Origin of the sequence: Bacillus sp. FJAT-14266, from assembly GCF_001719225.1 — a bacterium.
Classification (GTDB): domain Bacteria; phylum Bacillota; class Bacilli; order Bacillales; family Bacillaceae; genus Bacillus; species Bacillus subtilis.
In genome coordinates, this window is the sequence record NZ_CP017072.1 from 1,519,422 (window position 1) to 1,545,332 (window position 25,911).

Here is a 25,911-nt window from a genome sequence, read left to right on the forward strand (position 1 = left end):
TACCGGTTTTATTTATCGTATAGATTTTTTCCGTTTTATCAATAATAACAATAAACTGATTCCAATAAAGACAAACGGCCAATACTCCTTCAGAAGTGCTGTTGGAATATGCGCAGACTCAAGCCATGCCATTATTTGTTTGAAAAAGTACAAAAACAGGGAAAAACAAATCATCGACACAGCTTCATATACATATTCTTTTTTTTGAACGGTTGAAACGAGAAGTGAGAAGCCGATCATAAAGAGGAGCATTTCAAAATCATCCGGCCACCATACCCATTTCGGCTTGGCAAAAAAGTGTAAACCGATCCCGAAGAGAAGCAAACCGATAAAAAAATGGGGTGTAACGGCTTCTTTTTTTCCTTGATATACAAAGGCTGCGCCTAACAGCATGAGGAGAACAGGCCATTGATCCTGCCCTGAAAACAGTTCGGCTTGGCCGCTTTCTAGCCATGCATATACAGAAGCGGCAAGCAGCAGACAAGGGAATAAAATTGATTTTTGTTTCATGCATATCACCTTCTTGTTTTTTAGAGCTGATGTGTAGTAAATTTCTGCTGTTTTTGGTATTGTCAATAGGAATGCTTCTTTTCCCTGAAGCTTTTTCTAATATAGCATAAGAATTTTAAAATCTGTTCACATTTTGTGAAAGAAACTATGTTATAATTATTATAAATAATGAGTTCTATGTTAGAATGATTATAAATTAAGATTGGGTGTTGGGGGTGTAATTAGAGCGATGCATATACTTGTTGTGGGAGTAGATTATAAATCCGCCCCTATTGAGATACGTGAAAAAGTAAGTTTTCAGCCGAATGAGCTGGCGGAAGCAATGGTGCAGCTGAAAGAAGAGAAAAGCATTCTTGAAAACATCATTGTCTCAACCTGCAACCGCACTGAAATTTATGCGGTAGTCGACCAGCTCCATACCGGCCGTTATTATATAAAAAAGTTTTTAGCTGATTGGTTTCAATTAAGCAAAGAAGAGCTGTCACCGTTCTTAACGTTTTATGAGAGCGATGCCGCTGTTGAGCATTTATTCCGTGTAGCCTGCGGACTTGACTCTATGGTGATTGGCGAAACGCAGATTCTCGGACAGGTACGCGACAGCTTTAAAACAGCTCAGCAAGAAAAAACGATCGGGACTATTTTTAATGAGCTGTTTAAGCAGGCGGTTACAGTGGGCAAACGGACTCACGCAGAAACAGACATTGGCTCAAATGCGGTGTCAGTAAGCTATGCTGCAGTTGAACTTGCCAAAAAAATCTTCGGAAATCTTTCAAGCAAGCACATATTGATTCTCGGTGCGGGAAAAATGGGCGAGCTTGCTGCGGAAAACCTGCACGGACAGGGAATCGGCAAGGTCACTGTCATTAACCGAACGTACTTGAAAGCGAAGGAGCTTGCAGACCGTTTCTCAGGTGAAGCGAGAAGCTTGAATCAGCTTGAAAGCGCGCTTGCGGAGGCTGATATTTTAATCAGTTCAACCGGTGCAAGTGAATTTGTCGTGTCCAAAGAGATGATGGAAAACGCGAATAAGCTTCGCAAGGGACGTCCGCTGTTTATGGTCGACATTGCCGTGCCTAGAGATCTTGATCCGGCGCTGAATGATCTTGAAGGTGTTTTTCTTTATGATATCGACGATCTGGAAGGCATTGTAGAAGCGAACATGAAAGAGCGGAGAGAAACAGCTGAAAAAGTTGAACTGTTAATTGAAGAAACCATTGTGGAATTTAAACAATGGATGAATACACTTGGTGTTGTGCCGGTTATTTCTGCATTGCGCGAAAAGGCGCTTGCCATCCAGTCAGAAACGATGGACAGCATTGAGCGTAAGCTGCCTCACTTAAGCACAAGAGAGAAAAAACTGTTGAACAAACACACCAAAAGTATTATTAACCAAATGCTTCGTGATCCGATTTTAAAGGTGAAAGAGCTTGCGGCAGATGCTGATTCTGAAGAAAAGCTCGCGTTGTTTATGCAGATTTTTGATATTGAAGAAGCTGCGGGCCGTCAAATGATGAAAACCGTTGAAAGCAGCCAGAAGGTCCACTCTTTTAAGAAGGCTGAATCAAAAGCGGGCTTTAGCCCACTTGTAAGTGAGTGAAAGCTGAATGATTGATACTGCAATGGCAAGACTTAATGAGGGGACAATCGTCATTTACGCGTTAAGTGTACTCTTTTATTTTATAGATTTTCTTCAACACAACCGGAAGGCTGGAAAAATGGCCTTCTGGTTGCTTTCTATTGTCTGGACTCTGCAAACCGTGTATTTGGCCTATTTTATGTGGGTGACGGGGCGGTTTCCGGTATTAAATGTGACGGAGGCGCTTTATTTTTATGCCTGGGTGCTTGTCACGCTGTCACTGGTGCTGACAAAGCTTTTACGTGTTGACTTTATCGTGTTTTTTACAAATGTTATAGGATTTTCTATGATCGCCATTCACACATTTTCACCGACAGAGCAGCAGTCAGCTGCTTTTTCCGGGCAGCTTGTATCCGAGCTTTTGGTGATTCATATTACAATGGCGATTCTTTCATACGGCGCTTTTTCCCTTTCTTTCGTTTTTTCTGTGCTATATATGTTTCAATATCATCTGCTGAAAAAGAAAAAGTGGGGAAAATGGCTGTTGAGAATAGAAGATTTATCTAAGCTTGATTATATGGCGTATGTTTTAAATGTCATTGGGGTTCCGATGCTGCTGCTGAGTTTGATTCTCGGCGTCATATGGGCATATGTCTCACTAGAAACGCTGTATTGGTTTGACGCCAAAGTGCTTGGTTCGTTTGTCGTCCTGCTGCTGTACAGCTATTATCTTTATATCAGGCTGATTAAAGAGCTGCAAGGAAAGGTCGCTGCACTGTGGAATACGGCTTGTTTTCTGGTGCTGATGATCAATTATTTCCTGCTTGGAAGCCTGTCGCAATTCCATTGGTTCAGTTAAACGATGTCCCAAGCAGATTCGGGAGGAAAGAAATGATGAGAACGATTAAAGTAGGTTCCAGACGGAGCAAACTCGCTATGACTCAAACAAAATGGGTTATTCAAAAACTGAAGGAAATCAATCCTTCGTTTGTTTTTGAAATTAAAGAGATCGTGACAAAGGGCGACCGGATTGTCGATGTTACACTCTCAAAAGTGGGTGGAAAAGGGCTGTTTGTCAAAGAAATTGAACAGGCGCTTTTAAACGAAGAGATTGATATGGCGGTGCACAGCATGAAGGACATGCCTGCTGTTTTGCCTGAAGGCCTTGTGATCGGCTGTATTCCTGAACGGGAGGACCCGCGTGATGCCCTTATTTCAAAGAATCGCGTAAAGCTTTCAGAAATGAAGGAAGGTGCTGTCATTGGCACAAGCAGTTTAAGAAGAAGCGCGCAGCTTTTGATTGAGCGCCCTGACCTTACAATTAAATGGATTAGAGGTAATATAGATACAAGACTTCAAAAGCTGGAAACAGAGGATTATGACGCGATTATTTTAGCGGCTGCCGGACTTTCTAGAATGGGGTGGAAGCAAGATGTCGTAACCGAATTCCTTGAGCCTGAGCGCTGTTTGCCTGCTGTGGGGCAGGGAGCACTGGCGATTGAGTGCCGAGAATCGGATGAAGAGCTGTTGGCGTTGTTTTCTCAGTTTACAGATGAATATACAAAACGGACTGTCTTAGCGGAACGTGCTTTTTTAAACGCGATGGAGGGCGGCTGCCAGGTTCCGATCGCAGGCTACTCCGTGTTAAATGGACAGGATGAAATTGAAATGACAGGTCTTGTCGCTTCACCTGACGGCAAAATCATTTTTAAAGAAACCGTCACCGGAAACGATCCGGAGGAAGTAGGAAAGCGCTGTGCCGCTCTTATGGCTGACAAAGGAGCAAAAGATTTAATTGATCGTGTAAAACGGGAGCTTGATGAGGATGGAAAATGATTTTCCGTTGAAAGGAAAAACAGTGCTTGTCACCCGGAATAAGGCACAAGCAACATCATTTCAGCAAAAAGTGGAGGCGCTTGGCGGTAAAGCGGTTTTAACCTCTTTGATTACGTTTCGCCGCGCTTTGCCGAATGATGTTGCGGAACAGGTAAGGGAGGATCTAACCGCGCCAGGCTGGCTTGTTTTTACAAGTGTGAACGGGGCAGACTTCTTTTTTTCTTATCTGAAGGAAAATCAGCTTATTCTCCCTGCGCATAAAAAAATTGCAGCCGTTGGTGAAAAAACCGCCCGCCGTTTAAAAACGCATAACGTATCGGTTGATGTGATGCCACAGGAGTATATTGCTGAACAATTGGCTGACGCTCTTAAGCAGCATGCTGAACCGGGGGAGCCCATTACCGTGATGAAAGGGAATTTGTCACGTGATGTGATAAAACAAGAGCTTGTCCCGCTCGGTTTTGAAGTAAAGGAATGGGTTCTCTACGAAACGATTCCGGATGAAGAAGGCATTGAGGCACTGAAAGACGCTGCGGGTCAATATTCCTTTGACTATGTAACATTTACGAGTTCATCAACCGTACATACGTTTATGCATGTCTTGGGAGAAGAATTAAAAAAGTGGAAGGCGAATGGGACGGCCTGTATCAGCATTGGACCTTTAACAAATGATGCCCTTCTGACGTACGGCATCACATCGCATACGCCTGATACATTTACAATAGATGGCATGCTTGAATTAATGTGCAGCATGTCAAGAGAGGAAGAGAGAATATGAGTCAATCATTTAATAGACACCGCCGCCTGCGGACATCAAAAGCAATGAGAGAAATGGTAAAGGAAACACGTTTGCATCCATCAGATTTTATTTATCCGATTTTTGTCGTTGAAGGGCTGGAAGGCAAAAAAGCTGTTCCGTCAATGCCTGATGTTTACCATGTATCATTAGATTTATTGAAGGATGAAGTAGCGGAGCTGGTCAAACTGGGCATTCAATCTGTTATCGTGTTCGGCATCCCGGAAGAAAAAGATGATTGCGGAACACAAGCGTACCATGATCACGGAATTGTCCAAAAAGCCATCACAGAAATTAAAGAACACTTCCCTGAAATGGTTGTTGTGGCTGACACGTGCCTGTGCGAATATACAGACCACGGCCATTGCGGACTGGTCAAAGACGGGGTCATCCTCAATGATGAATCGCTGGAGCTTTTGGCGCAGACAGCTGTCAGCCAAGCGAAAGCAGGTGCGGATATCATTGCGCCATCAAACATGATGGACGGATTTGTTACAGTGATCAGAGAAGCACTTGATAAAGAAGGATTCGTCAATATTCCCATCATGTCTTACGCTGTTAAATATTCAAGTGAGTTTTACGGTCCGTTCCGTGATGCAGCAAACAGCACACCGCAATTCGGAGACCGCAAAACATATCAGATGGACCCTGCCAACCGTATTGAGGCACTCCGCGAAGCACAATCAGATGTCGAGGAAGGCGCGGACTTTTTGATTGTCAAACCTTCGCTTTCTTATATAGATATCATGCGTGACGTAAAAAATGAGTTTACTTTGCCGCTCGTCGCTTATAATGTAAGCGGAGAGTATTCAATGGTGAAGGCTGCAGCGCAGAACGGCTGGATCAAAGAAAAAGAAATTGTGTTGGAAATTTTGACAAGCATGAAGCGCGCGGGTGCCGACCTGATTATTACGTATCATGCGAAAGACGCAGCGAAATGGCTTGCGGAGTAATTTTATTCAGTTGACAGGAGTTGAGGCAGATGAGAAGCTATGAAAAATCAAAAACGGCTTTTAAAGAAGCGCAAAAACTCATGCCGGGCGGTGTGAACAGTCCCGTTCGCGCATTTAAATCGGTAGACATGGACCCGATTTTTATGGAGCGCGGAAAAGGCTCGAAAATCTTTGATATTGACGGGAATGAATATATTGACTACGTCTTGTCATGGGGGCCTTTAATTTTAGGGCATACAAATGACCGCGTCGTAGAAAGCCTCAAAAAAGTGGCTGAATACGGGACAAGCTTCGGTGCTCCGACTGAAGTAGAAAATGAACTGGCTAAGCTCGTCATTGATCGTGTGCCATCTGTAGAAATTGTACGAATGGTAAGCTCCGGAACAGAGGCTACAATGAGTGCCCTCCGTTTGGCAAGGGGCTATACGGGCCGCAACAAGATTTTAAAATTTGAGGGCTGCTACCACGGACACGGCGATTCTCTCTTGATTAAAGCTGGTTCAGGTGTTGCCACTCTCGGTCTGCCTGACAGCCCGGGGGTGCCTGAAGGCATTGCGAAAAACACCATCACCGTTCCGTACAATGATTTAGAAAGTGTAAAGCTTGCTTTCCAGCAATTCGGTGAAGACATTGCTGGAGTCATTGTAGAGCCAGTTGCCGGAAATATGGGTGTTGTTCCGCCGCAAGAAGGTTTCCTGCAGGGTCTGCGTGATATCACTGAGCAGTACGGCTCCCTGCTGATTTTTGATGAAGTGATGACTGGCTTCCGGGTCGATTATAACTGCGCTCAAGGCTACTTCGGCGTAACGCCTGATCTGACTTGTTTAGGAAAAGTAATCGGGGGCGGACTTCCTGTCGGCGCTTATGGCGGAAAGGCAGAAATCATGGAGCAGATCGCTCCAAGCGGCCCGATCTATCAAGCTGGTACATTGTCAGGCAACCCGCTTGCGATGACGGCTGGCTTAGAGACATTGAAACAGCTGACACCTGATTCCTACAAGAATTTCATCAAAAAAGGCGACAGACTGGAAGAAGGAATTTCAAAAGCCGCCGAGGCTCATGGCATTCCGCATACCTTTAACCGTGCAGGTTCGATGATCGGTTTCTTCTTTACAAACGAACCAGTCATCAATTATGAAACAGCGAAATCATCTGATTTGAAGCTGTTCGCAAGCTATTATAAAGGGATGGCAAATGAAGGGGTATTCCTTCCGCCATCACAATTCGAAGGTCTTTTCCTCTCAACGGCCCATACTGATGAAGATATTGAAAACACAATCCAGGCAGCTGAGAAAGTATTTGCTGAGATCAGCCGCAGATAAGAGTGAAAACCGGTATCAAGGACTCCTTGTGCCGGTTTTTTCGTGCTCTCCCACTCATATTTTCTCCAGTTCATACATACACCTTTAGTGACATCTAATTTTAAGGATTAGATGAAAGGAGGATATGAACTTGCCGCAAAATCATCGATTGCAATTTTCTGTAGAAGAATCGATCTGTTTCCAAAAAGGACAGGAAGTTTCTGAACTGCTTTCTATTTCATTAGATCCTGATATTAGGGTTCAGGAAGTAAATGATTATGTATCAATCATAGGATCGCTTGAACTTACAGGTGAGTACAACATAGATCAAAACAAACATACCGAAGAGATTTATACAGATAAGCGGTTTGTTGAACAAGTCAGAAAGAGAGAGGATGGAAGTGCGGAACTGACTCACTGTTTTCCTGTGGATATTACCATTCCGAAAAATAAAGTGAGCCATTTACAGGATGTCTTTGTCTTTATTGACGCATTTGACTATCAATTGACGGATTCGCGCATTTTAACAATTCAAGCTGATTTAGCGATCGAAGGGCTTTTGGACGATACGCAAGACAAAGAGCCGGAGATACCTTTATATGAAGCTCCTGCGGCATTCAGGGAGGAAGAGCTTTCAGAGCCGCCAGCACATAGTGTAGTAGAAGAACCGGGTGCATCATCGGCAGAGGAAGCAGTTCTTCAGCATGAACCGCCAGCTGAACCGCCAGAACTTTTTATCTCGAAAGCGGGGCTCCGTGAAGAACTGGAGACAGAAAAAGCAGAATCTGAGCCGCCTGAATCGGTTGCTTCAGATCCAGAGGCCAGAGAAGATGTGAAAGAGGAAGAAGAGTCAGAAGAGCTTGCTGTGCCGGAAAAGGAGGTTCGTGCTGAATCGGAAACAGAAGAATCTGAGCCAGAACCTGATCCTTCAGAAATAGAGATTCAAGAGATCGTTAAAGCAAAAAAAGAAACGGCTGAGCCGGCAGCTGCAATAGCGGATGTTCGTGAAGAAGCAGACTCTCCAGCGGAGACTGAGCTTCGTGAACACGCTGGAGCAGAAGAATCGCCTGCTTTGGAAGCTGAGCTTCATTCAGAGACCGTGATTGCAGAGGAAAAAGAGGAAACAACAGTGTCTCCTAATCATGAATATGCGCTGCGCCAAGAGGCTCAAAATGAAGAAGCAGCTCAATCGGATCAGGCTGATCCTGCACTTTGCCAAGAAGAGGCGGAAGCGGATGAAGCTTTGGAGAGTGTATCAGAGGCCGCTCTCTCCATAGAAGATAGCAGAGACACAGCTTCAGCTGTATATGTGGAGAATGACAAAGCCGATTTACATTTCCATTTCAATCAAAAAACAAGCTCGGAGGAGGCATCTCAAGAAGAATTGCCTGAACCGGCATACCGTACCTTCCTGTCTGAACAAGAAGAGGAGGATTCTTTTTATTCAGCGCCTAAGCTGCTGGAGGAGGAAGAACAAGAGGAAGAGAGCTTCGAAATTGAAGTGAGAAAAACACCATCACCTGAAGAGCCTAAGGAAGAAACACCTTTTCAATCCTTCCAGCTGCCTGAATCTTCTGAGACTGAAAGGAAGGAAACGGATGCTGTTCCTAGGGTTGCTCCTGCTGCTGAAACGAAGGAACCTCAAACAAAGGAAAGTGATAATTCTCTTTATTTAACAAAACTCTTTACAAAAGAAGCGGATGAGTTTTCGAGAATGAAAATTTGTATTGTGCAGCAGGAAGATACGATCGAGCGTTTATGCGAACGGTATGAAATTACATCCCAGCAGCTGATCAGGATGAATTCTTTAGCCTTGGATGATGAATTAAAAGCAGGACAGATTCTCTATATTCCTCAATATAAAAATAGCCATGCGTAAACCGTAAGCGATCGGAAAATGTGGTGAATGAAATGGAAGATACCCAATCGGTTCTTCAGGAATACGGACTGACTGCTCAATTTATTGAGCCTGTCAGTCCTCTTGTTTGGAAAGTGTATACAGACTACGGCATATTTGCCCTGAAAAAATTGAAAGAAGGTCGCGGCAAGCATTTTACGGATCATATGGTGGCGATTGAGGAAAAAGGCTTTCGTTCATTCGTTCCCGTTTACAGAACAAATAGCGGTGAGTTTTTCTCAGCAGGCATACAATACGGAGATACCTACTATTTAATGCCTTGGCTCCAATTTGACCAAGAGGAAGAACGGGATCAAAAACATGTTTATTTATTTAGAGAAACAGCCCGTCTTCACGAGAGAACTGCACAGGAACTAAAGGTTAGACGTGATGAGATTGAACGTTATTACGGGCAAACGAAAAAAAAGTGGGAACAAGATAAAATTTTCTATGAGCAGTTTGTGGATAGAGCGGAGAAGGAATGGTACCTTTCTCCCTTTGAACTCCAGGCCATAACCTATTTTTCTGAAACCATTTCCGCGGTGAACTTTGCGCTGGAACGGCTGGAGGACTGGTATGAGTCCGCAAAGGAAAAGGACGTTTCAAGGGTTGTAATGAACCACGGCAGCCTGTCTATACACCATTTTCTGTATAATGATGCTGGGACCGGATATTTTACAAACTTCGAAAGAGCATCTGTCGGTCCTCCGCAAAACGACCTGCTCGGCTTTTATACAAAAATGTTCAGAGGCTTTCCGAAAGCTTGTCCGGAATGCGTCGAATGGTTTTATGGATATACGAAATCATTCCCTTTGCGTGAAGCGGAAGTCAGTCTTTTTCTCAGCTATATGGCATATCCGGCAGCCATGTACAAGGTGCTGAACGGTTATCAAACTGGGAAAAGACAGCATGAAAAAGAGGAATGTACACAATTATTAAAGGCTTATTGGCAAATGAAAAACATAGAGCCGTTTGTGATGAAAATTCATCAGATTGAACAAGAGAAAAAATTTCAGGCTGAAAACGAGTCCACGTCTTAATGGCGCGGACTTGTTTGTTTATATCCATTCTAAATGAAGGGCGCAAGCTAAAAAGATTAGGATTGCGAGCAGCAAAACATCAAAGGTTGTCGGAAAGAAAATGGTTCTGATTCCTTGAAAAATCGTAATGGGAATAATCACTTGTGCGGATACAAGCCGAATTTGCCTTACCCATGGCGGCAGTGAATAAGAGCTGAAACGTTTCTTCACGGTGCATCCTCCTCTACGCATTTACAAGCATCATATGTAAACTTGGGCAATAGGTGCCTGCCCATCTGTATAGAAAGCGGTGTTTTTGGAAAAGATGATTGACGAATCAAAAACACTTTTACTATAATAAAGAACATAAATAATGTATACAATGAGCTGATAAATACACCTGCTTAGAACGGGAAGAGTACAAAAAAGGCGCATGCAGAGAGAGAAGCCGTTTGCTGAAAGGCTTCTTATGTTGTCTGATTGGAAGGTCGCCCGGGAGCATAATTTCTTGAAAGAAGAGTAGAGAAATTCGGGAAACACCCGTTATCCGTTATAAGTGCATGAACTGATAGAGTTCATGAAAAAAGGTGGTACCGCGAAAGAGCTTTTCGTCCTTTTACAGGGATGAAGAGCTCTTTTTTCGTTCTCAGCCATTTTTAAACATGCTGGAGGGTTATGATGGAAACGAATGAACAAACAATGCCGACGAAATATGATCCGGCAGCGGTTGAAAAAGACCGATATGATTTTTGGCTAAAAGGCAAATTTTTTGAAGCGGGCAGTGACCAGACAAAAGAGCCATACTCTGTTGTCATCCCGCCGCCAAACGTAACAGGAAGACTTCACCTTGGCCACGCATGGGACACAACGCTGCAAGACATTGTAACAAGAATGAAACGCATGCAGGGCTATGATGTGCTGTGGCTTCCAGGCATGGACCATGCCGGCATCGCAACACAGGCTAAAGTGGAGGCGAAACTTCGTGAAGAAGGCAAATCCCGCTACGATTTAGGCCGTGAAAAATTCCTCGAAGAAACGTGGAAGTGGAAGGAAGAATATGCTGACTTTATTCGCAGCCAGTGGGCGAAATTAGGTCTTGGCCTAGATTATTCCCGTGAACGTTTTACGCTGGATGAAGGCTTGAGCAAAGCGGTAAGAGAAGTATTCGTTAAGCTTTATGAAAAAGGCCTGATCTACAGAGGCGAATATATTATTAACTGGGACCCAGCGACAAAAACAGCCCTATCCGACATTGAGGTGATTTACAAGGATGTTCAAGGCGCGTTCTATCATATGAGCTATCCGCTTGCTGACGGTTCAGGCTCAATTGAAATTGCGACGACACGTCCTGAAACAATGCTCGGTGATACAGCTGTTGCCGTTCACCCTGAAGACGAGCGCTATAAACACCTTATCGGAAAAACGGTGATCCTGCCGATTGTAAATCGTGAAATTCCGATTGTCGGTGATGACTATGTTGATATGGAATTTGGTTCAGGTGCCGTGAAAATTACGCCTGCTCATGATCCGAACGACTTCGAGCTTGGCAACCGCCACAATTTAGAACGCATTCTTGTCATGAATGAAGATGGCACGATGAATGAAAATGCTCTGCAATATCAAGGTATGGATCGTTTTGAATGCCGCAAAAAGCTCGTGAAAGATTTACAGGAGGCGGGAGTTCTCTTCAAGATCGAGGATCATATGCACTCTGTCGGCCATAGTGAACGAAGCGGGGCTGTTGTGGAGCCTTATCTTTCTACACAATGGTTTGTGCGCATGCAGCCGCTTGCTGATGCAGCGATTGAGCTGCAAAAGAAAGAAGAAAAGGTCAACTTTGTGCCTGACCGTTTCGAAAAAACGTATTTACACTGGATGGAAAACATCCGCGACTGGTGTATCTCCCGTCAATTGTGGTGGGGCCATCGTATTCCTGCCTGGTATCATAGAGAAACAGGCGAGCTATATGTCGGGCTTGAAGCGCCGGAAGACAGCGAAAATTGGGAACAGGATACAGACGTACTGGATACATGGTTCAGTTCTGCGCTATGGCCTTTCTCCACAATGGGCTGGCCTGATGTAACGGCTGAAGACTTTAAACGCTACTATCCGACAGATGTTCTCGTGACAGGGTACGATATCATTTTCTTCTGGGTATCACGCATGATTTTCCAAGGCATTGAATTTACAGGCGAGCGCCCGTTCAAAGATGTTTTAATCCACGGCTTAATCCGTGACGAGCAAGGCCGGAAAATGAGTAAATCTCTTGGCAACGGTGTCGACCCGATGGATGTGATTGACAAGTACGGAGCCGATTCTCTGCGTTATTTCCTTGCGACTGGAAGCTCTCCTGGCCAGGATCTGCGCTTCAGCTATGAAAAAGTGGAATCAACCTGGAATTTTGCCAATAAAATTTGGAACGCTTCCCGTTTTGCATTAATGAATATGGATGGCATGACGTACGATGAGCTTGATCTGTCAGGCGAAAAGTCAGTCGCTGACAAGTGGATTTTAACGCGATTAAATGAAACGATCGAGCACGTGACCCAGCTTGCTGATCGATATGAATTTGGTGAAGTAGGACGCCATTTATATAACTTTATTTGGGATGATTTCTGTGATTGGTATATTGAAATGGCGAAGCTTCCGCTTTATGGAGAAGACGAAGCGGCTAAGAAAACTACCCGTTCCATCCTTGCTTACGTACTTGATCAAACGATGCGTCTGCTCCATCCGTTTATGCCATTCTTAACGGAGGAAATTTGGCAGCACCTTCCTCACCAAGGGGACTCGATTACAGTAAGTCAATGGCCTGTAGTAGTGCCGGAGCATACCGATACTGAAGCGGCAGCTGACATGAAGCTTCTTGTTGAGCTGATCCGTTCTGTGCGCAATATCCGCAGTGAAGTCAATACGCCAATGAGCAAGCAGGTTGAACTGTACATTAAAACAAGCACAGACGAAATAGCAGCCCGCCTCGAAGCAAACCGTTCATATGTTGAACGCTTTACGAATCCGAGTGTGCTTAAAATTGGCACCGATATTGAGGCTGTTGATAAGGCGATGACGGCCGTTGTCTCAGGAGCAGAGGTTATTCTTCCGCTTGAAGGCTTAATCAATATTGATGAAGAAATTGCCCGTCTGCAAAAAGAATTTGATAAACTGACAAAAGAAGTTGAGCGTGTCCAAAAGAAACTTGGAAATGAAGGATTTATGAAAAAAGCGCCTGCACACGTAATTGATGAAGAACGTGAAAAAGAAAAAGATTATGTGGCGAAGCGTGACGCTGTTCAAAAACGAATGGCTGAGCTGAAGGGTTAATGAAAAGCCGGGGCGGTTTCTAGAGAAACCGCCTTGTCTTATAAAAGAGGGGATTATCATTGTTTACTGCATATCAAGATGCGCGCAGCTGGATTCACGGGAGGCTGAAATTCGGGGTGAAGCCCGGACTTGGCCGAATGAAACAGCTGATGGCGCGGTTAGGACATCCTGAAAAAAAAATCCGAGCGTTCCACGTCGCAGGAACAAACGGTAAAGGATCAACTGTCGCTTTTATCCGTTCTATGCTGCAGGAAGCCGGATATACGGTTGGAACATTTACATCGCCTTATATTATTACGTTTAATGAACGGATCAGCGTAAACGGGATACCGATTTCTGATGAGGAATGGACAGCACTCGTCAATCAAATGAAACCGCACGTTGAAGCCCTTGATCAAACGGAATACGGACAGCCGACAGAATTTGAAATTATGACAGCTTGTGCATTTTTATATTTTGCAGAGTTTCATAAGGTCGATTTTGTTATTTTTGAAACAGGTCTGGGCGGTAGATTCGATTCTACTAATGTGGTTGAACCGCTCTTAACTGTGATTACAAGCATCGGACACGATCATATGAACATTTTGGGAAACACCATTGAAGAAATTGCAGGAGAAAAGGCTGGTATTATTAAAGAAGGTATTCCAATCGTTACAGCAGTTACCCAGCCGGAAGCTTTACAGGTCATCCGCCATGAAGCCGAACGGCATGCTGCGCCGTTCCAGTCATTGCATGATGCATGTGTTATTTTCAATGAAGAGGCTCTGCCTGCAGGAGAACAGTTTTCATTCAAAACGGAAGAGAAATGCTATGAAGATATTCGGACATCTCTGATTGGCACCTATCAAAGACAAAATGCTGCTTTGTCCATTTTGGCTGCGGAGTGGCTCAATAAGGAGAATATCGCCCATATCAGTGACGAAGCGTTAAGGAGCGGGCTTGTGAAGGCTGCTTGGCCGGGACGGTTAGAACTTGTTCAGGAGCATCCTCCGGTATATTTAGACGGTGCGCATAACGAAGAAGGTGTTGAAAAGCTGGCGGAAACGATGAAGCAGCGTTTCGCCAATTCACGCATTTCTGTGGTGTTTAGCGCGTTAAAGGACAAACCGTATCAGAACATGATTAAAAGACTGGAAACCATTGCTCATGCGATGCATTTTGCTTCTTTTGATTTCCCGCGTGCTTCTCTTGCAAAAGATCTCTATGATGCAAGTGAAATCAGCAATAAAAGCTGGAGTGAAGATCCAGACGATGTGATCAAATTCATAGAAAGCAAAAAGGGCTCAAATGAAATTGTGCTGATTACCGGATCTCTTTACTTTATTTCTGACATTCGAAAAAGGTTGAAATAAAAGCATCCGGCTCCGGCAGAATCAAAAAAAAAGATTCTGCCGTTTTTTTTATGTGTAAAATTGAATATTCCCAATTGGAGCTCAGGATGTCCATTTTGCTACAATCCATACCAGAACTCAATGAGTAAAGGTGTGTTGTCTATGCTATCCATTCTTTTTATCTTCGGACTTATCCTTGGTTCTTTTTACTATACGGCCGGGTGCCGTATCCCCTTACATCTATCTATTATTGCGCCCCGTTCATCATGCCCGTTTTGCCGGCGGACATTAACTCCTGCAGAATTAATTCCCATCCTGTCATTCCTATTTCAAAAAGGTAAATGTAAAAGCTGCGGGCATAGGATTTCTTTTATGTATCCCGCAACAGAGCTTGTGACAGCGTGTTTATTTGCTGCCGCAGGAATACGCTTTGGCACATCGCTGGAACTGTTTCCCGCTGTGGTGTTTATCTCTCTTCTCATTATTGTTGCAGTGACAGATATTCATTTTATGCTGATTCCAAATCGAATATTGATTTTCTTTCTTCCCTTTTTGGCGGCCGCGAGATTGATTTCTCCGCTTGATTCCTGGTATGCAGGCCTGCTAGGTGCGGCAGCCGGATTTCTATTTCTGGCTGTAATTGCCGCAATCACCCATGGGGGAGTAGGGGGAGGAGATATTAAATTATTTGCGGTGATTGGCTTTGTGCTTGGTGTGAAAATGCTGGCAGCTGCCTTTTTCTTTTCAGTTTTGATAGGTGCATTATATGGAGCGGCAGCTGTTCTGACTGGTAGGCTCGCTAAAAGGCAGCCGCTTCCCTTCGCCCCCGCTATAGCCGCAGGGAGCATTTTAGCCTATTTATACGGTGACTCTATCATTTCTTTTTATATCAAAATGGCATTGGGCTGACTGCTGAAAAATTTGACGAACGTTTTTTGGACAAGGCGACAAAAGTCTTGTTCTTTTTTTCTTTGCCTGTGCTAAAGTGTGTAGCATGAAAAGCCGACAAGAACGGTCAAGCAAATGAAGGGAGGAAGCGGAAATGAAAAAAAGAAAGAATAAAAAAAACAGTAAAGCCGCAGAAAAAGCCCTCAAGGTGACGATTAATGGAAAAGAAGAGACGGTTTACGAACAAGAGACACCAGATACAGAGGCAGATAAAAGCATGACATTTTCAAATTGGGAGGAAAAAAGACAGGCAGAACAAGAGGTTGCGGCATCCCAGGAACACCCTGATGAAGATGAATTCAATTGGGATTCCGAGGGGGACAAGGTGTTTAAAGAGGACCCTAAAGTTGTTCCTCCTTATCAAAAGAAAAAAACAAAGTCTTATGCAAAAGGAAAGACCGGGACTGCCAAACCAGTAAAAAGAGTGGCTGCGACGATTGCCTTCGCGGCTGTCATTGGCACTGGATTAGGGTTATTCGCGTTAAACATATCGGGGAATAAAGAAGCGTCAGCACCGGCCTCTTTAGAGGATTCTCTAGGCAGCCAAACGGCAAAAGCAGGGGATACTTCTGCTGATAAACAAACCTCAGACGCAGAAAAACAAGCACAAACTGAAGGTACATACAAAACATACGCTGTGCAAGCCGGAAAATTTTCAAATGAAAAGGGCGCCGAAACGTTAACAGAACAATTGACCGAAAAAGGATATTCCGCCGTGTCACTGTCAAAGGATGACGGGTATACGTATGTCATCGCGGGCTTAGCCAGTGATAAGGATGTCTCACAGCAGTTAGGACAGGTTTTAATCGACAGTGATTTTGAAGCCTGGGGAGGCAAGGAGCTTTCCTTATCAATAGAGTCAGATATGACAGATTCTTTTAAGGAAACAGCGGAGCTTGCAGCAAAGGCGATTCTCGGCGAAGACATTACAAAAGCGAGTGTAGAGAAAATAGAAAAGTCGCTTGGTGAAACAAAAGCGTCAGAAACAGGAGAGAAAAAAGCGATTTTGCAGGCTTTAAAGGAATTAGAGGATCCAAGTGCTGAAGCCGGGTGGAAGGCTCAGCAGGAGCTGTTAGCCGTCGTAAAATAAGAGATAGTGCCCTGAGCCTTCGTCCTTTAGTGACAGGCTTTTTTTATTTTGTCATGAAAAAGTTATTTTTCTGAAATTGTGACAAGCCTCGTGATTTGGTAGGATAAACGAGTATCTTTTTTTCTTAAGCAAACCCTGAAAGGATGACGAACATGACAAAACCGCTAATACTGGCATCACAATCTCCGCGCAGGAAAGAACTCCTCGATCTTCTACAGCTGCCCTACTCCATTATTGTCAGTGAAGTAGAAGAAAAATTAAATCGAAACTTTTCACCAGAAGAAAACGTCCAATGGTTGGCAAAACAAAAAGCTAAGGCTGTAGCTGATCTCCACCCGCATGCAATCGTTATCGGTGCTGATACAATGGTATGCCTTGACGGCGAATGTCTTGGCAAACCGCAGGATCAAGAAGAAGCTGCTTCTATGCTGCGGAGGCTTTCAGGCCGAAGTCACTCAGTAATAACCGCGGTCAGCATTCAAGCTGAAAATCACAGCGAGACTTTTTATGATAAGACAGAAGTTGCGTTTTGGTCCCTCAGTGAAGAAGAGATTTGGACATATATTGAAACAAAAGAGCCGATGGATAAAGCAGGTGCATACGGCATCCAAGGAAGAGGCGCGCTTTTTGTAAAGAAAATAGACGGAGATTATTATTCAGTCATGGGCCTTCCTATATCAAAAACAATGAGAGCTCTTCGCCATTTTGATATAAGGGCATGACGGTTCTATAAACGGGAAGGGAAAGAAAAGGAGTGCTTGGTCATACGCGATCTGCCATTAAAACTCAAAGATTTCCCAATGAAAGAAAAGCCAAGGGAACGGCTCCTGAAAGTCGGAGCCGAGAACTTAGCGAATCATGAACTTTTGGCTATATTATTGCGGACAGGGACTAAACACGAATCTGTTTTGGACCTGTCAAACCGGCTGCTGCGCTCATTTGACGGGCTGCGTCTGCTCAAGGAAGCATCGGTTGAAGAGCTGTCAAGCATCCCGGGAATCGGTATGGTAAAAGCGATTCAAATACTGGCTGCAGTTGAGCTTGGAAGCCGGATTCACAAATTAGCCAACGAAGAACATTTCGTTATTCGCTCCCCGGAAGACGGCGCTAATCTCGTCAAGGAGGATATGCGCTTTTTAACCCAGGAGCATTTTGTCTGTTTATACTTAAATACAAAAAATCAAGTCATCCATAAACGCACCGTATTTATCGGAAGCCTGAATTCATCTATTGTCCACCCGCGAGAGGTGTTTAAAGAAGCGTTTAAACGATCTGCCGCTTCCTTTATCTGTGTTCATAATCATCCTTCTGGAGATCCGACGCCGAGCAGGGAGGATATTGAAGTGACAAGACGGCTGTTTGAATGCGGAAACCTGATTGGCATCGAGCTGCTTGACCATTTGGTGATCGGGGATAAAAAATTTGTGAGTTTAAAGGAAAAAGGATATTTGTAACACTTTTTTTTTCGTCGAATTAAGCTATAATAGAGTTTATGAGTTTTTCCCTTTAGGGTATTTTTGCTTTAAGAAAGGAAGATACATACATATGTTTGGAATTGGTGCTAGAGACCTTGGTATAGATCTTGGAACTGCGAATACGCTTGTTTTTGTAAAAGGAAAAGGAATTGTTGTGAGAGAGCCGTCAGTTGTCGCTTTGCAGACGGATACGAAATCGATTGTCGCTGTCGGAAATGATGCGAAAAATATGATTGGACGGACACCGGGCAACGTGGTGGCTCTTCGCCCGATGAAAGACGGCGTTATCGCTGATTATGAAACAACGGCGACGATGATGAAATATTACATCAATCAAGCCATAAAAAATAAAGGCATGTTTGCCAGAAAACCATATGTAATGGTATGTGTCCCATCAGGCATTACAGCTGTTGAAGAACGCGCTGTTATCGATGCGACAAGACAGGCGGGAGCGCGTGACGCGTATCCGATTGAAGAGCCTTTTGCCGCAGCAATCGGAGCCAATCTGCCAGTTTGGGAACCGACTGGAAGCATGGTTGTTGATATCGGGGGCGGTACGACAGAAGTTGCGATTATTTCCCTCGGAGGCATCGTAACGTCTCAGTCAATCCGTGTAGCCGGTGATGAGATGGACGACGCAATTATCAACTACATCAGAAAAACGTACAACCTGATGATCGGTGACCGTACGGCTGAAGCGATTAAAATGGAAATCGGATCTGCAGAAGCTCCTGAAGAATCCGACAACATGGAAATCCGCGGACGCGATTTGCTCACAGGTCTGCCGAAAACAATTGAAATTACAGGAAAAGAGATTTCTAATGCTCTACGCGACACTGTATCTACAATTGTCGAAGCAGTGAAGAGCACACTCGAAAAAACACCGCCTGAGCTTGCAGCAGATATCATGGACAGAGGTATAGTGTTAACCGGCGGCGGAGCGCTTTTGCGCAATTTAGACAAAGTCATCAGCGAAGAAACAAAAATGCCGGTCCTTATCGCCGAAGACCCGCTTGATTGTGTAGCGATCGGAACAGGGAAAGCACTGGAGCACATCCATCTTTTCAAAGGGAAAACTAGATAATCGGGAGTTCAATAGAAGAGGTGTAACACGATGCCGAATAAGCGGTTAATGCTATTACTTCTGTGTATTATCATATTGGTGGCTATGATTGGATTTTCGCTGAAGGGCGGCCGCAATACCACCTGGCCTGAGAAAGTGATCGGCGATACGACGGGAGTATTTCAAAATATTTTTCATACGCCTGCCGAATTTTTTGCAGGAATATTTGAGAACATCAATGATTTAAAAAACACATACAAAGAAAACGAGCGTCTAAGAGAAAAACTTGACGGACAGACACAATATGAAGCCAAGCTTCAAGAGCTTGAAGAAGAAAACAAATCCTTGCGTGACGAGCTTGGCCATGTCAAATCGATTAAAGATTACAAGCCGATTTTAGCAACGGTCATCGCCAGAAGCCCTGATAATTGGGCCAAACAGGTCACCATTAACAAGGGGACTCAGCAAAACGTAGCGAAAGATATGGCCGTTACAAACGAAAAAGGCGCATTAATCGGCAAGATCAAAAGCTCCGGACTTAACAATTTTACGTCTACTGTTCAGCTTTTAAGCGATACTGACCGCAATAACAGAGTCGCGACAAAAATTTCCGGAAAAAAAGGCAGCAAAGGCTACGGCTTGATCGAAGGATATGACAAAGAGAAAAAACGTCTTAAGATGACAATTATTGAGCGTAAGGATAAACAAGACGTGAAAAAAGGCGATCTTATTGAAACATCAGGGACAGGCGGTGTTTTCCCAGAAGGGCTGACAATCGGTGAAGTGACTGATATCGAGTCAGATTCCTATGGACTGACAAAGGTTGCTTATGTAAAACCTGCGGCTGACCTTACAGATTTAAATAATGTGATCGTTGTTAACCGTGACGTGCCGACTGTCGATACAGAGGAGGAAGGATCGTGAAACGTTTCCTTCTCCCTTTCGTTATGATGCTTGTTTTTTCTGCGGAAAGCATTTTTACAGATTTGGTGCATTTTCCTTTCGTTACAGATGACCAAGTGCTCGCCCCGCGTTTTTTGATGCTTGTATTGATATTCATGTCGGCTTTTATCAACCAAAAACACGCGATGATTTACGGATTTATTTTTGGTTTTCTATATGACATGAACTATACAAGTCTATTAGGCGTTTACATGTTTGGTTTTGCAGGGCTATGCTATTTGGCTTCAAAAGCGTTTAAAGTGTTACATACAAACGCATTTGTAGTGATATTGATAGCAGTTCTGGCTGTCTGTCTGCTCGAATTTTACGTATTCGGCATTCAGTCTTTGATTCATAAAGATATTATGACGTTTAACGGATTTGTGCTTGACCGGTTTATACCGACAATTTTATTAAATATTGCAGCAGCTCTTATTCTTGTTCTGCCATTTAGATTGTTTTTTATGAGTCTAAAGAAAGAATTGAGAGATGAGTAAAAAGGATTTTATCTTTTTTTGACGAAATGAGTATGTTGTTGAGGTGAATATTGTGAAGACCAAAAAGCAGCAATATGTAACAATAAAAGGAACAAAGAATGGACTAACATTGCATCTGGATGATGCGTGTTCTTTTGATGAGCTTCTCGATGGTCTTCAGAATATGCTGTCAATTGAACAATATACCGATGGAAAAGGCCAGAAAATCAGCGTTCATGTTAAGCTGGGAAATCGCTTTTTATATAAGGAGCAAGAGGAACAGCTAACCGAATTGATTGCGTCAAAGAAAGATTTGTTTGTTCATTCTATTGACAGTGAAGTCATTACTAAAAAAGAAGCACAGCAGATAAGAGAGGAAGCCGAAATTATTTCTGTTTCAAAAATTGTCCGTTCAGGCCAAGTGCTGCAGGTAAAAGGCGACTTGCTCCTGATCGGTGACGTGAATCCCGGCGGAACAGTCAGGGCCGGAGGGAACATTTTTGTTCTGGGCTCACTGAAAGGAATCGCGCATGCCGGGTTTAATGGAAATAATCAAGCGGTCATCGCCGCCTCTGAAATGCTTCCGACACAATTAAGAATCAATCATGTGTTAAATCGCTCCCCAGACCACATTCAAAAAGGGAACGAAATGGAATGTGCTTATTTAGATACAGACGGAAATATGGTCATTGAACGCCTTCAACATTTGGCTCATTTAAGACCTGATCTAACAAGGCTTGAGGGAGGAATGTGAATTGGGTGAGGCTATCGTAATAACTTCGGGAAAAGGCGGAGTAGGTAAGACAACAACATCTGCGAACCTCGGTACCGCCTTAGCCATTTTAGGGAAGCGCGTATGCTTAGTAGATACTGATATAGGACTGCGCAACCTTGATGTTGTAATGGGTCTTGAAAATAGAATTATTTACGATCTGGTAGACGTTGTAGAGGGCAGATGCAAAATGCATCAGGCGCTCGTAAAAGACAAACGTTTCGATGATCTGCTCTATTTAATGCCCGCTGCTCAAACGAGCGATAAGACAGCTGTTGCTCCTGAACAAATTAAAAACATGGTCCAAGAGCTCAAACAGGAATTTGACTATGTCATCATAGACTGTCCTGCCGGAATCGAGCAAGGGTACAAAAATGCCGTTTCCGGAGCTGATAAAGCGATTGTGGTCACTACGCCTGAAATCTCAGCTGTTCGTGATGCTGACCGTATTATAGGGCTGCTGGAGCAAGAGGAAAATATTGAACCGCCGCGGCTCGTTGTTAACAGAATCAGAAATCACCTGATGAAAAACGGTGACACGATGGATATCGACGAAATCGTACAGCATTTGTCGATCGATTTGCTAGGAATCGTGGCTGATGATGATGAAGTCATCAAAGCTTCCAACCATGGTGAACCGATTGCGATGGACCCGAAAAATCGCGCTTCTATTGCATATCGCAATATTGCCCGCCGCATCTTAGGTGAATCTGTTCCTTTACAGGTGCTTGAAGAGCAAAATAAAGGAATGATGGCTAAGATTAAGTCATTTTTCGGCGTAAGATCTTAATGTGATAGAATTAAAGAGAAGAATCTGACAAAGCAAATGCTGTGTCAGGTTTTTTTGTTTTTGCCTGCTTTGTTCCTGACTAAACCGAATATTTGCCATGGACAAGACATATGATGTACAAACCCAACGAATGCAAAGGATGATGGCAATGAGTCACAGAGCAGATGAAATCAGAAAACGATTAGAGAAAAGAAGAAAGCAGCTTTCCGGCTCAAAACGTTTCTCTACTCAGACAGTTTCTGAAAAGCAGAAACCCCCGTCCTGGGTGATGGTAACGGATCAGGAAAAGCATGGAACACTTCCGGTCTACGAAGATAACATGCCAACATTCAACGGAAAACACCCATTGGTGAAAACAGATTCAATTATCCTGAAATGTCTTCTGTCGGCCTGCCTTGTTCTCGTTTCAGCTATAGCCTATAAAACAAACATTGGACCCGTCAGTCAGATTAAACCCGCCGTAGCCAAAACCTTTGAAACTGAATTTCAATTTGCTTCAGCAAGCCATTGGTTCGAAACCAAATTCGGAAATCCGCTTGCTTTCCTGGCTCCTGAACACAAAAATAAGGAACAGCAGATTGAAGTAGGCAAAGATCTGATCGCGCCTGCATCCGGGAAAGTACAGCAGGATTTTCAGGACAATGGGGAAGGAATTAAAGTCGAAACAAGCAGCGATAAGATTGATAGTGTAAAAGAAGGCTATGTGGTTGAAGTCAGCAAAGACAGCCAGACGGGACTGACGGTTAAGGTGCAGCATGCTGACAACACCTATAGTATCTATGGCGAGCTCAAAGATGTGGATGTTGCTTTATATGATTTTGTGGATAAAGGCAAAAAGCTCGGTTCGATTAAGCTTGATGATCATAATAAAGGGGTCTATTATTTTGCCATGAAAGACGGCGATAAATTTATTGATCCGATTCAGGTGATTACATTTGAATAAATGGCTCGACCTTATCTTAAAGATCCATGTGCATCCTTTTCTTTGGATTATCGCGGCGCTGGGCTTGCTCACAGGCCATATGAAAGCATTATTATGTCTGCTCCTGATTGTATTGATTCATGAGCTGGGGCATGCTGCTCTGGCCGTATTTTTTTCTTGGAGAATCAAGCGTGTTTTTTTGCTGCCGTTTGGGGGAACGGTCGAAGTGGAAGAACACGGGAATCGGCCGTTAAAGGAAGAGTTTGCGGTCATTATTGCCGGCCCTCTTCAGCACATCTGGCTTCAGTTTGCCGCCTGGATGCTTGCAGAAGTCTCAGTGATTCATCAGCATACCTTTGAACTCTTCACCTTTTATAATCTTTCTATCTTATTTGTCAATTTACTGCCGATCTGGCCGCTGGATGGAGGAAAACTGTTATTTTTGTTGTTTTCCAAACAGCTGCCTTTTCAAAAGGCTCACCGGCTTAATCTAAAAACGTCGCTCTGCTTCTGCCTGTTGCTCGGGTGCTGGGTTTTATTCGTGATTCCTCTGCAGATCAGCGCATGGGTTTTGTTTGTCTTTCTGGCTGTTTCCTTGTTTGAGGAATATCGGCAAAGGCACTATATCCATGTGAGATTTCTCCTCGAAAGGTATTACGGAAAAAACAGGGAGCTTGAGAAACTTCTGCCGCTGACAGTAAAGGCGGAGGATAAAGTCTATCATGTGATGGCCGAGTTCAAACGTGGCTGTAAGCATCCGATTATTATAGAAAAATCAGGCCAAAAGCTCAGCCAGCTTGACGAGAATGAAGTGCTGCACGCTTACTTTGCCGATAAGCGGACGAATTCTTCCATGGAGGAACTGCTTCTGCCCTACTAAAACTGATTGACAAACGGCTTGTATTTTGGTATATTTTTTAATGTTATGGATGTAGCACCATTGCTACAACCGCTCAGTACAGGTGTTAAGAGCTTTTACAGCCCCCTGGTATCTGGCGAGTCTTAGTCTAATAGGAGGTGCAGAGAATGTACGCAATCATTAAAACAGGCGGTAAACAAATCAAAGTTGAAGAAGGCCAAACTGTTTACATCGAAAAACTTGCTGCTGAAGCAGGTGAAACAGTTACTTTTGAAGACGTTTTGTTTGTTGGCGGAGACAACGTGAAAGTCGGCAACCCTACAGTTGAAGGCGCAACAGTAACGGCTAAAGTTGAAAAACAAGGCCGCGCGAAAAAAATCACTGTTTTCAGATACAAACCAAAGAAAAACGTTCATAAAAAACAAGGTCATCGTCAGCCTTACACTAAAGTGACGATCGAAAAAATCAACGCGTAAGCATGATTCAGGCAACAATCAGGAGGTCTCATGATAAAGGCATATTGTCTTTTGAAATGACGGGCCATGCGAATTTTGCTGAACATGGACAAGATCTTGTTTGTGCCGGAGTGACAGCCGTTGTGTTTGGAGCCGTTAACGCGGTCATTGTGCTCGCGGGCTTCGAGCCGCTTCTTGATATAGGGGAGGACGGGGGTTATTTTTATTTTGAATTCCCTGAATCTCTTGATCCAGAGGCACGCCAAAAAGCTCAGTTGCTGATTGAAGGCATGATTGTTTCGCTGGAGACAATCGAACGGGATTACAAAGACAACTTGCGTGTGACCACAAACATAATATAGGAGGTGAGCTACATGCTTAGATTAGATCTTCAGTTTTTCGCTTCTAAAAAAGGAGTAGGTTCTACAAAGAACGGACGTGACTCTGAGGCTAAACGTTTAGGTGCTAAACGTGCTGACGGTCAATTCGTAACAGGCGGTTCTATCCTTTACCGTCAACGCGGAACAAAAATTTACCCAGGTGAAAACGTGGGCCGCGGCGGAGATGACACTCTATTTGCGAAAATCGACGGAACTGTTAAATTCGAACGTTTCGGCCGTGACCGCAAAAAAGTGAGCGTATATCCTGTAGCTCAATAATGATTCAAAAAACTCCGGTCGATGATGACTGGAGTTTTTTTTGCAATATGCGGAGTAAACACCTAGAATGAAATGCAGAGTATGTGCGAGCAGACCCCGCCAAGAATGAGAATAAACATCTCAAACCCACTGGATATGTTCCCCAAGCAGTAATACATAAAATGTTCTGCCTGGCTGCAAATCAACCAAAGCCAGAAAAAAGGAACATGATATTTCTGGGAAAAACAATTGTTTTTCTAACAAAGCCTTCTCTGTTATAATTCATAATACACACTTATACAGACTCCTAAATAAGAAATTAAATGATTGGGAGTGCGAAAATGAAGGATGTTTCAAAAAATCAAGAAGAAAATATAAGCGACACGGCATTAACAAACGAACTGATTCATCTGCTTGGCCATTCCCGGCATGATTGGATGAATAAGCTGCAGCTGATTAAAGGAAACTTAAGCTTGCAGAAGTATGACCGCGTCTTTGAAATGATTGAAGAAATGGTTATAGACGCAAAGCACGAATCAAAGCTCTCAAACCTGAAAACACCGCATTTGGCGTTTGATTTTCTTACGTTTAATTGGAAAACCCATTATATGACGCTTGAATATGAAGTTCTCGGAGAAATTAAGGATTTGTCGGCTTATGATCAAAAGCTGGCGAAACTGATGAGAAAGCTGTTTCATCTGTTTGATCAAGCAGTCAGCAGAGAGAGTGAAAATCATTTAACGGTTTCGCTTCAAACGGATCATCCTGACAGACAGCTGATTCTGTACCTTGATTTTCACGGCGCCTTTGCCGATCCATCTGCTTTTGATGATATTCGGCAGAATGGATATGAGGACGTTGATATCATGCGTTTTGAAATCACGAGTCACGAATGTCTGATTGAGATTGGGTTGGACTAGCGGAGTTTTTAACGGTTTAGA

Annotated in this window: 28 protein-coding genes and 2 other annotated features; of the genes, 25 read left to right on the forward strand and 3 right to left on the reverse strand. The window is 43.7% G+C overall.

What is annotated here, in order from left to right; translation table 11 throughout:
- Window positions 1–12 precede the first annotated feature (12 nt).
- Window positions 13–510, reverse strand: a complete 498-nt coding sequence (locus tag BGM23_RS07830) for a hypothetical protein (protein ID WP_003229624.1) — start codon at window positions 508–510, stop codon at window positions 13–15.
- A 229-nt stretch (window positions 511–739) separates the two neighbouring features.
- Between BGM23_RS07830 and hemA the strand changes: the two genes are divergently transcribed.
- The 8 genes from hemA (at window position 740) to cotN (ending at window position 9,909) form a co-directional block, all read left to right on the forward strand.
- The gene (hemA, locus tag BGM23_RS07835) at window positions 740–2,107 is read left to right on the forward strand and encodes a glutamyl-tRNA reductase (protein ID WP_004399038.1); all 1,368 of its coding nucleotides are present in this window, start codon (window positions 740–742) and stop codon (window positions 2,105–2,107) included.
- 7 nt (window positions 2,108–2,114) lie between these two features.
- The gene (locus BGM23_RS07840) at window positions 2,115–2,945 is read left to right on the forward strand and encodes a cytochrome c biogenesis protein (protein WP_003222575.1); all 831 of its coding nucleotides are present in this window, start codon (window positions 2,115–2,117) and stop codon (window positions 2,943–2,945) included.
- A 32-nt stretch (window positions 2,946–2,977) separates the two neighbouring features.
- A complete protein-coding gene (gene hemC / locus BGM23_RS07845) occupies window positions 2,978–3,922 on the forward strand; it encodes a hydroxymethylbilane synthase (RefSeq protein WP_072692716.1) in 945 nt (314 codons plus the stop codon).
- On the forward strand, window positions 3,912–4,700 hold the full coding sequence (hemD, locus tag BGM23_RS07850; protein ID WP_029727111.1) for a uroporphyrinogen-III synthase: 789 nt from the start codon (window positions 3,912–3,914) through the stop codon (window positions 4,698–4,700). Before hemC ends, hemD begins: the two co-directional genes overlap by 11 nt.
- A complete protein-coding gene (hemB, locus tag BGM23_RS07855) occupies window positions 4,697–5,671 on the forward strand; it encodes a porphobilinogen synthase (protein ID WP_029727112.1) in 975 nt (324 codons plus the stop codon). Before hemD ends, hemB begins: the two co-directional genes overlap by 4 nt.
- Window positions 5,672–5,700: 29 nt before the next feature.
- Window positions 5,701–6,993 (forward strand): glutamate-1-semialdehyde 2,1-aminomutase, encoded by a 1,293-nt coding sequence (gene hemL / locus BGM23_RS07860; RefSeq protein ID WP_015384279.1) that lies wholly within the window; start codon window positions 5,701–5,703, stop codon window positions 6,991–6,993.
- Between the two features lie 130 nt (window positions 6,994–7,123).
- Window positions 7,124–8,851, forward strand: a complete 1,728-nt coding sequence (spoVID, locus tag BGM23_RS07865; protein ID WP_029727113.1) for a spore coat morphogenetic protein SpoVID — start codon at window positions 7,124–7,126, stop codon at window positions 8,849–8,851.
- Between the two features lie 32 nt (window positions 8,852–8,883).
- Entirely contained in the window at window positions 8,884–9,909 is a 1,026-nt protein-coding gene (cotN, locus tag BGM23_RS07870) for a spore coat protein CotN (protein WP_029727114.1), read from the forward strand.
- Window positions 9,910–9,927: 18 nt separating this feature from the next.
- On the opposite strand, the gene BGM23_RS07875 is transcribed toward cotN, so the two are convergent.
- Window positions 9,928–10,119, reverse strand: coding sequence for a hypothetical protein (locus BGM23_RS07875; RefSeq protein WP_003222590.1), 192 nt, complete (start codon window positions 10,117–10,119; stop codon window positions 9,928–9,930).
- Window positions 10,120–10,284: 165 nt separating this feature from the next.
- Window positions 10,285–10,507: a binding site (T-box leader), on the forward strand.
- Between the two features lie 59 nt (window positions 10,508–10,566).
- Between BGM23_RS07875 and valS the strand changes: the two genes are divergently transcribed.
- The 16 genes from valS (at window position 10,567) to rpmA (ending at window position 24,991) form a co-directional block, all read left to right on the forward strand.
- The gene (gene valS, locus BGM23_RS07880) at window positions 10,567–13,209 is read left to right on the forward strand and encodes a valine--tRNA ligase (RefSeq protein ID WP_029727115.1); all 2,643 of its coding nucleotides are present in this window, start codon (window positions 10,567–10,569) and stop codon (window positions 13,207–13,209) included.
- Between the two features lie 59 nt (window positions 13,210–13,268).
- Window positions 13,269–14,561 carry a bifunctional folylpolyglutamate synthase/dihydrofolate synthase gene (locus BGM23_RS07885; protein ID WP_029727116.1) on the forward strand — a complete coding sequence of 431 codons (1,293 nt, stop codon included), beginning with the start codon at window positions 13,269–13,271 and terminating at the stop codon, window positions 14,559–14,561.
- Window positions 14,562–14,702: 141 nt separating this feature from the next.
- Entirely contained in the window at window positions 14,703–15,449 is a 747-nt protein-coding gene (locus tag BGM23_RS07890; protein ID WP_072692713.1) for a prepilin peptidase, read from the forward strand.
- 133 nt (window positions 15,450–15,582) lie between these two features.
- Window positions 15,583–16,578, forward strand: a complete 996-nt coding sequence (spoIIB, locus tag BGM23_RS07895; RefSeq protein ID WP_038427816.1) for a stage II sporulation protein SpoIIB — start codon at window positions 15,583–15,585, stop codon at window positions 16,576–16,578.
- Between the two features lie 152 nt (window positions 16,579–16,730).
- Complete coding sequence (locus tag BGM23_RS07900; RefSeq protein WP_004398496.1) at window positions 16,731–17,300, forward strand: Maf family nucleotide pyrophosphatase; 570 nt, start codon at window positions 16,731–16,733, stop codon at window positions 17,298–17,300.
- A 36-nt stretch (window positions 17,301–17,336) separates the two neighbouring features.
- Window positions 17,337–18,032: a RadC family protein gene (gene radC, locus BGM23_RS07905; protein WP_046663848.1), complete on the forward strand. Its 696-nt coding sequence runs from the start codon at window positions 17,337–17,339 to the stop codon at window positions 18,030–18,032.
- Between the two features lie 91 nt (window positions 18,033–18,123).
- Window positions 18,124–19,137 (forward strand): cell shape-determining protein MreB, encoded by a 1,014-nt coding sequence (gene mreB / locus BGM23_RS07910; protein ID WP_003229650.1) that lies wholly within the window; start codon window positions 18,124–18,126, stop codon window positions 19,135–19,137.
- A 30-nt stretch (window positions 19,138–19,167) separates the two neighbouring features.
- On the forward strand, window positions 19,168–20,040 hold the full coding sequence (gene mreC / locus BGM23_RS07915; protein ID WP_003222609.1) for a rod shape-determining protein MreC: 873 nt from the start codon (window positions 19,168–19,170) through the stop codon (window positions 20,038–20,040).
- Window positions 20,037–20,555, forward strand: coding sequence for a rod shape-determining protein MreD (mreD, locus tag BGM23_RS07920; RefSeq protein ID WP_004398811.1), 519 nt, complete (start codon window positions 20,037–20,039; stop codon window positions 20,553–20,555). Before mreC ends, mreD begins: the two co-directional genes overlap by 4 nt.
- A gap of 52 nt (window positions 20,556–20,607) precedes the next feature.
- Window positions 20,608–21,288, forward strand: a complete 681-nt coding sequence (gene minC, locus BGM23_RS07925) for a septum site-determining protein MinC (RefSeq protein ID WP_004398901.1) — start codon at window positions 20,608–20,610, stop codon at window positions 21,286–21,288.
- Between the two features lies 1 nt (window position 21,289).
- Window positions 21,290–22,096, forward strand: a complete 807-nt coding sequence (gene minD, locus BGM23_RS07930; RefSeq protein ID WP_004398624.1) for a septum site-determining protein MinD — start codon at window positions 21,290–21,292, stop codon at window positions 22,094–22,096.
- Window positions 22,097–22,244: 148 nt separating this feature from the next.
- Window positions 22,245–23,039, forward strand: a complete 795-nt coding sequence (spoIVFA, locus tag BGM23_RS07935) for a stage IV sporulation protein SpoIVFA (RefSeq protein WP_029727118.1) — start codon at window positions 22,245–22,247, stop codon at window positions 23,037–23,039.
- Window positions 23,032–23,898, forward strand: a complete 867-nt coding sequence (gene spoIVFB, locus BGM23_RS07940) for a stage IV sporulation intramembrane metalloprotease SpoIVFB (protein ID WP_004398649.1) — start codon at window positions 23,032–23,034, stop codon at window positions 23,896–23,898. Before spoIVFA ends, spoIVFB begins: the two co-directional genes overlap by 8 nt.
- A gap of 57 nt (window positions 23,899–23,955) precedes the next feature.
- Window positions 23,956–24,031, forward strand: a sequence feature (ribosomal protein L21 leader region).
- A 13-nt stretch (window positions 24,032–24,044) separates the two neighbouring features.
- Window positions 24,045–24,353 (forward strand): 50S ribosomal protein L21, encoded by a 309-nt coding sequence (rplU, locus tag BGM23_RS07945; protein ID WP_003229668.1) that lies wholly within the window; start codon window positions 24,045–24,047, stop codon window positions 24,351–24,353.
- Window positions 24,354–24,355: 2 nt separating this feature from the next.
- A complete protein-coding gene (locus BGM23_RS07950; protein WP_003229669.1) occupies window positions 24,356–24,694 on the forward strand; it encodes a ribosomal-processing cysteine protease Prp in 339 nt (112 codons plus the stop codon).
- 12 nt (window positions 24,695–24,706) lie between these two features.
- Window positions 24,707–24,991 carry a 50S ribosomal protein L27 gene (rpmA, locus tag BGM23_RS07955; RefSeq protein WP_003222623.1) on the forward strand — a complete coding sequence of 95 codons (285 nt, stop codon included), beginning with the start codon at window positions 24,707–24,709 and terminating at the stop codon, window positions 24,989–24,991.
- A 120-nt stretch (window positions 24,992–25,111) separates the two neighbouring features.
- Here the strand turns inward: rpmA and BGM23_RS21780 are convergent, their stop codons facing one another.
- Entirely contained in the window at window positions 25,112–25,234 is a 123-nt protein-coding gene (locus tag BGM23_RS21780) for a hypothetical protein (protein ID WP_003229671.1), read from the reverse strand.
- 77 nt (window positions 25,235–25,311) lie between these two features.
- On the opposite strand from BGM23_RS21780, the gene spo0B reads away from it, so the two are divergent.
- A complete protein-coding gene (gene spo0B, locus BGM23_RS07965; RefSeq protein WP_004399131.1) occupies window positions 25,312–25,890 on the forward strand; it encodes a sporulation initiation phosphotransferase Sop0B in 579 nt (192 codons plus the stop codon).
- Window positions 25,891–25,911: the final 21 nt, after the last annotated feature.

Coding starts and splice junctions, on each gene's coding strand:
- BGM23_RS07830 (WP_003229624.1), bottom strand. CDS start 510: ATGAAACAAAAATCAATTTTATTCCCTTGTCTGCTGCTTGCCGCTTCT.
- hemA (WP_004399038.1), top strand. CDS start 740: ATGCATATACTTGTTGTGGGAGTAGATTATAAATCCGCCCCTATTGAG.
- BGM23_RS07840 (WP_003222575.1), top strand. CDS start 2,115: ATGATTGATACTGCAATGGCAAGACTTAATGAGGGGACAATCGTCATT.
- hemC (WP_072692716.1), top strand. CDS start 2,978: ATGATGAGAACGATTAAAGTAGGTTCCAGACGGAGCAAACTCGCTATG.
- hemD (WP_029727111.1), top strand. CDS start 3,912: ATGGAAAATGATTTTCCGTTGAAAGGAAAAACAGTGCTTGTCACCCGG.
- hemB (WP_029727112.1), top strand. CDS start 4,697: ATGAGTCAATCATTTAATAGACACCGCCGCCTGCGGACATCAAAAGCA.
- hemL (WP_015384279.1), top strand. CDS start 5,701: ATGAGAAGCTATGAAAAATCAAAAACGGCTTTTAAAGAAGCGCAAAAA.
- cotN (WP_029727114.1), top strand. CDS start 8,884: ATGGAAGATACCCAATCGGTTCTTCAGGAATACGGACTGACTGCTCAA.
- valS (WP_029727115.1), top strand. CDS start 10,567: ATGGAAACGAATGAACAAACAATGCCGACGAAATATGATCCGGCAGCG.
- BGM23_RS07890 (WP_072692713.1), top strand. CDS start 14,703: ATGCTATCCATTCTTTTTATCTTCGGACTTATCCTTGGTTCTTTTTAC.
- spoIIB (WP_038427816.1), top strand. CDS start 15,583: ATGAAAAAAAGAAAGAATAAAAAAAACAGTAAAGCCGCAGAAAAAGCC.
- BGM23_RS07900 (WP_004398496.1), top strand. CDS start 16,731: ATGACAAAACCGCTAATACTGGCATCACAATCTCCGCGCAGGAAAGAA.
- mreB (WP_003229650.1), top strand. CDS start 18,124: ATGTTTGGAATTGGTGCTAGAGACCTTGGTATAGATCTTGGAACTGCG.
- mreC (WP_003222609.1), top strand. CDS start 19,168: ATGCCGAATAAGCGGTTAATGCTATTACTTCTGTGTATTATCATATTG.
- spoIVFA (WP_029727118.1), top strand. CDS start 22,245: ATGAGTCACAGAGCAGATGAAATCAGAAAACGATTAGAGAAAAGAAGA.
- rplU (WP_003229668.1), top strand. CDS start 24,045: ATGTACGCAATCATTAAAACAGGCGGTAAACAAATCAAAGTTGAAGAA.
- BGM23_RS07950 (WP_003229669.1), top strand. CDS start 24,356: ATGATTCAGGCAACAATCAGGAGGTCTCATGATAAAGGCATATTGTCT.
- rpmA (WP_003222623.1), top strand. CDS start 24,707: ATGCTTAGATTAGATCTTCAGTTTTTCGCTTCTAAAAAAGGAGTAGGT.
- spo0B (WP_004399131.1), top strand. CDS start 25,312: ATGAAGGATGTTTCAAAAAATCAAGAAGAAAATATAAGCGACACGGCA.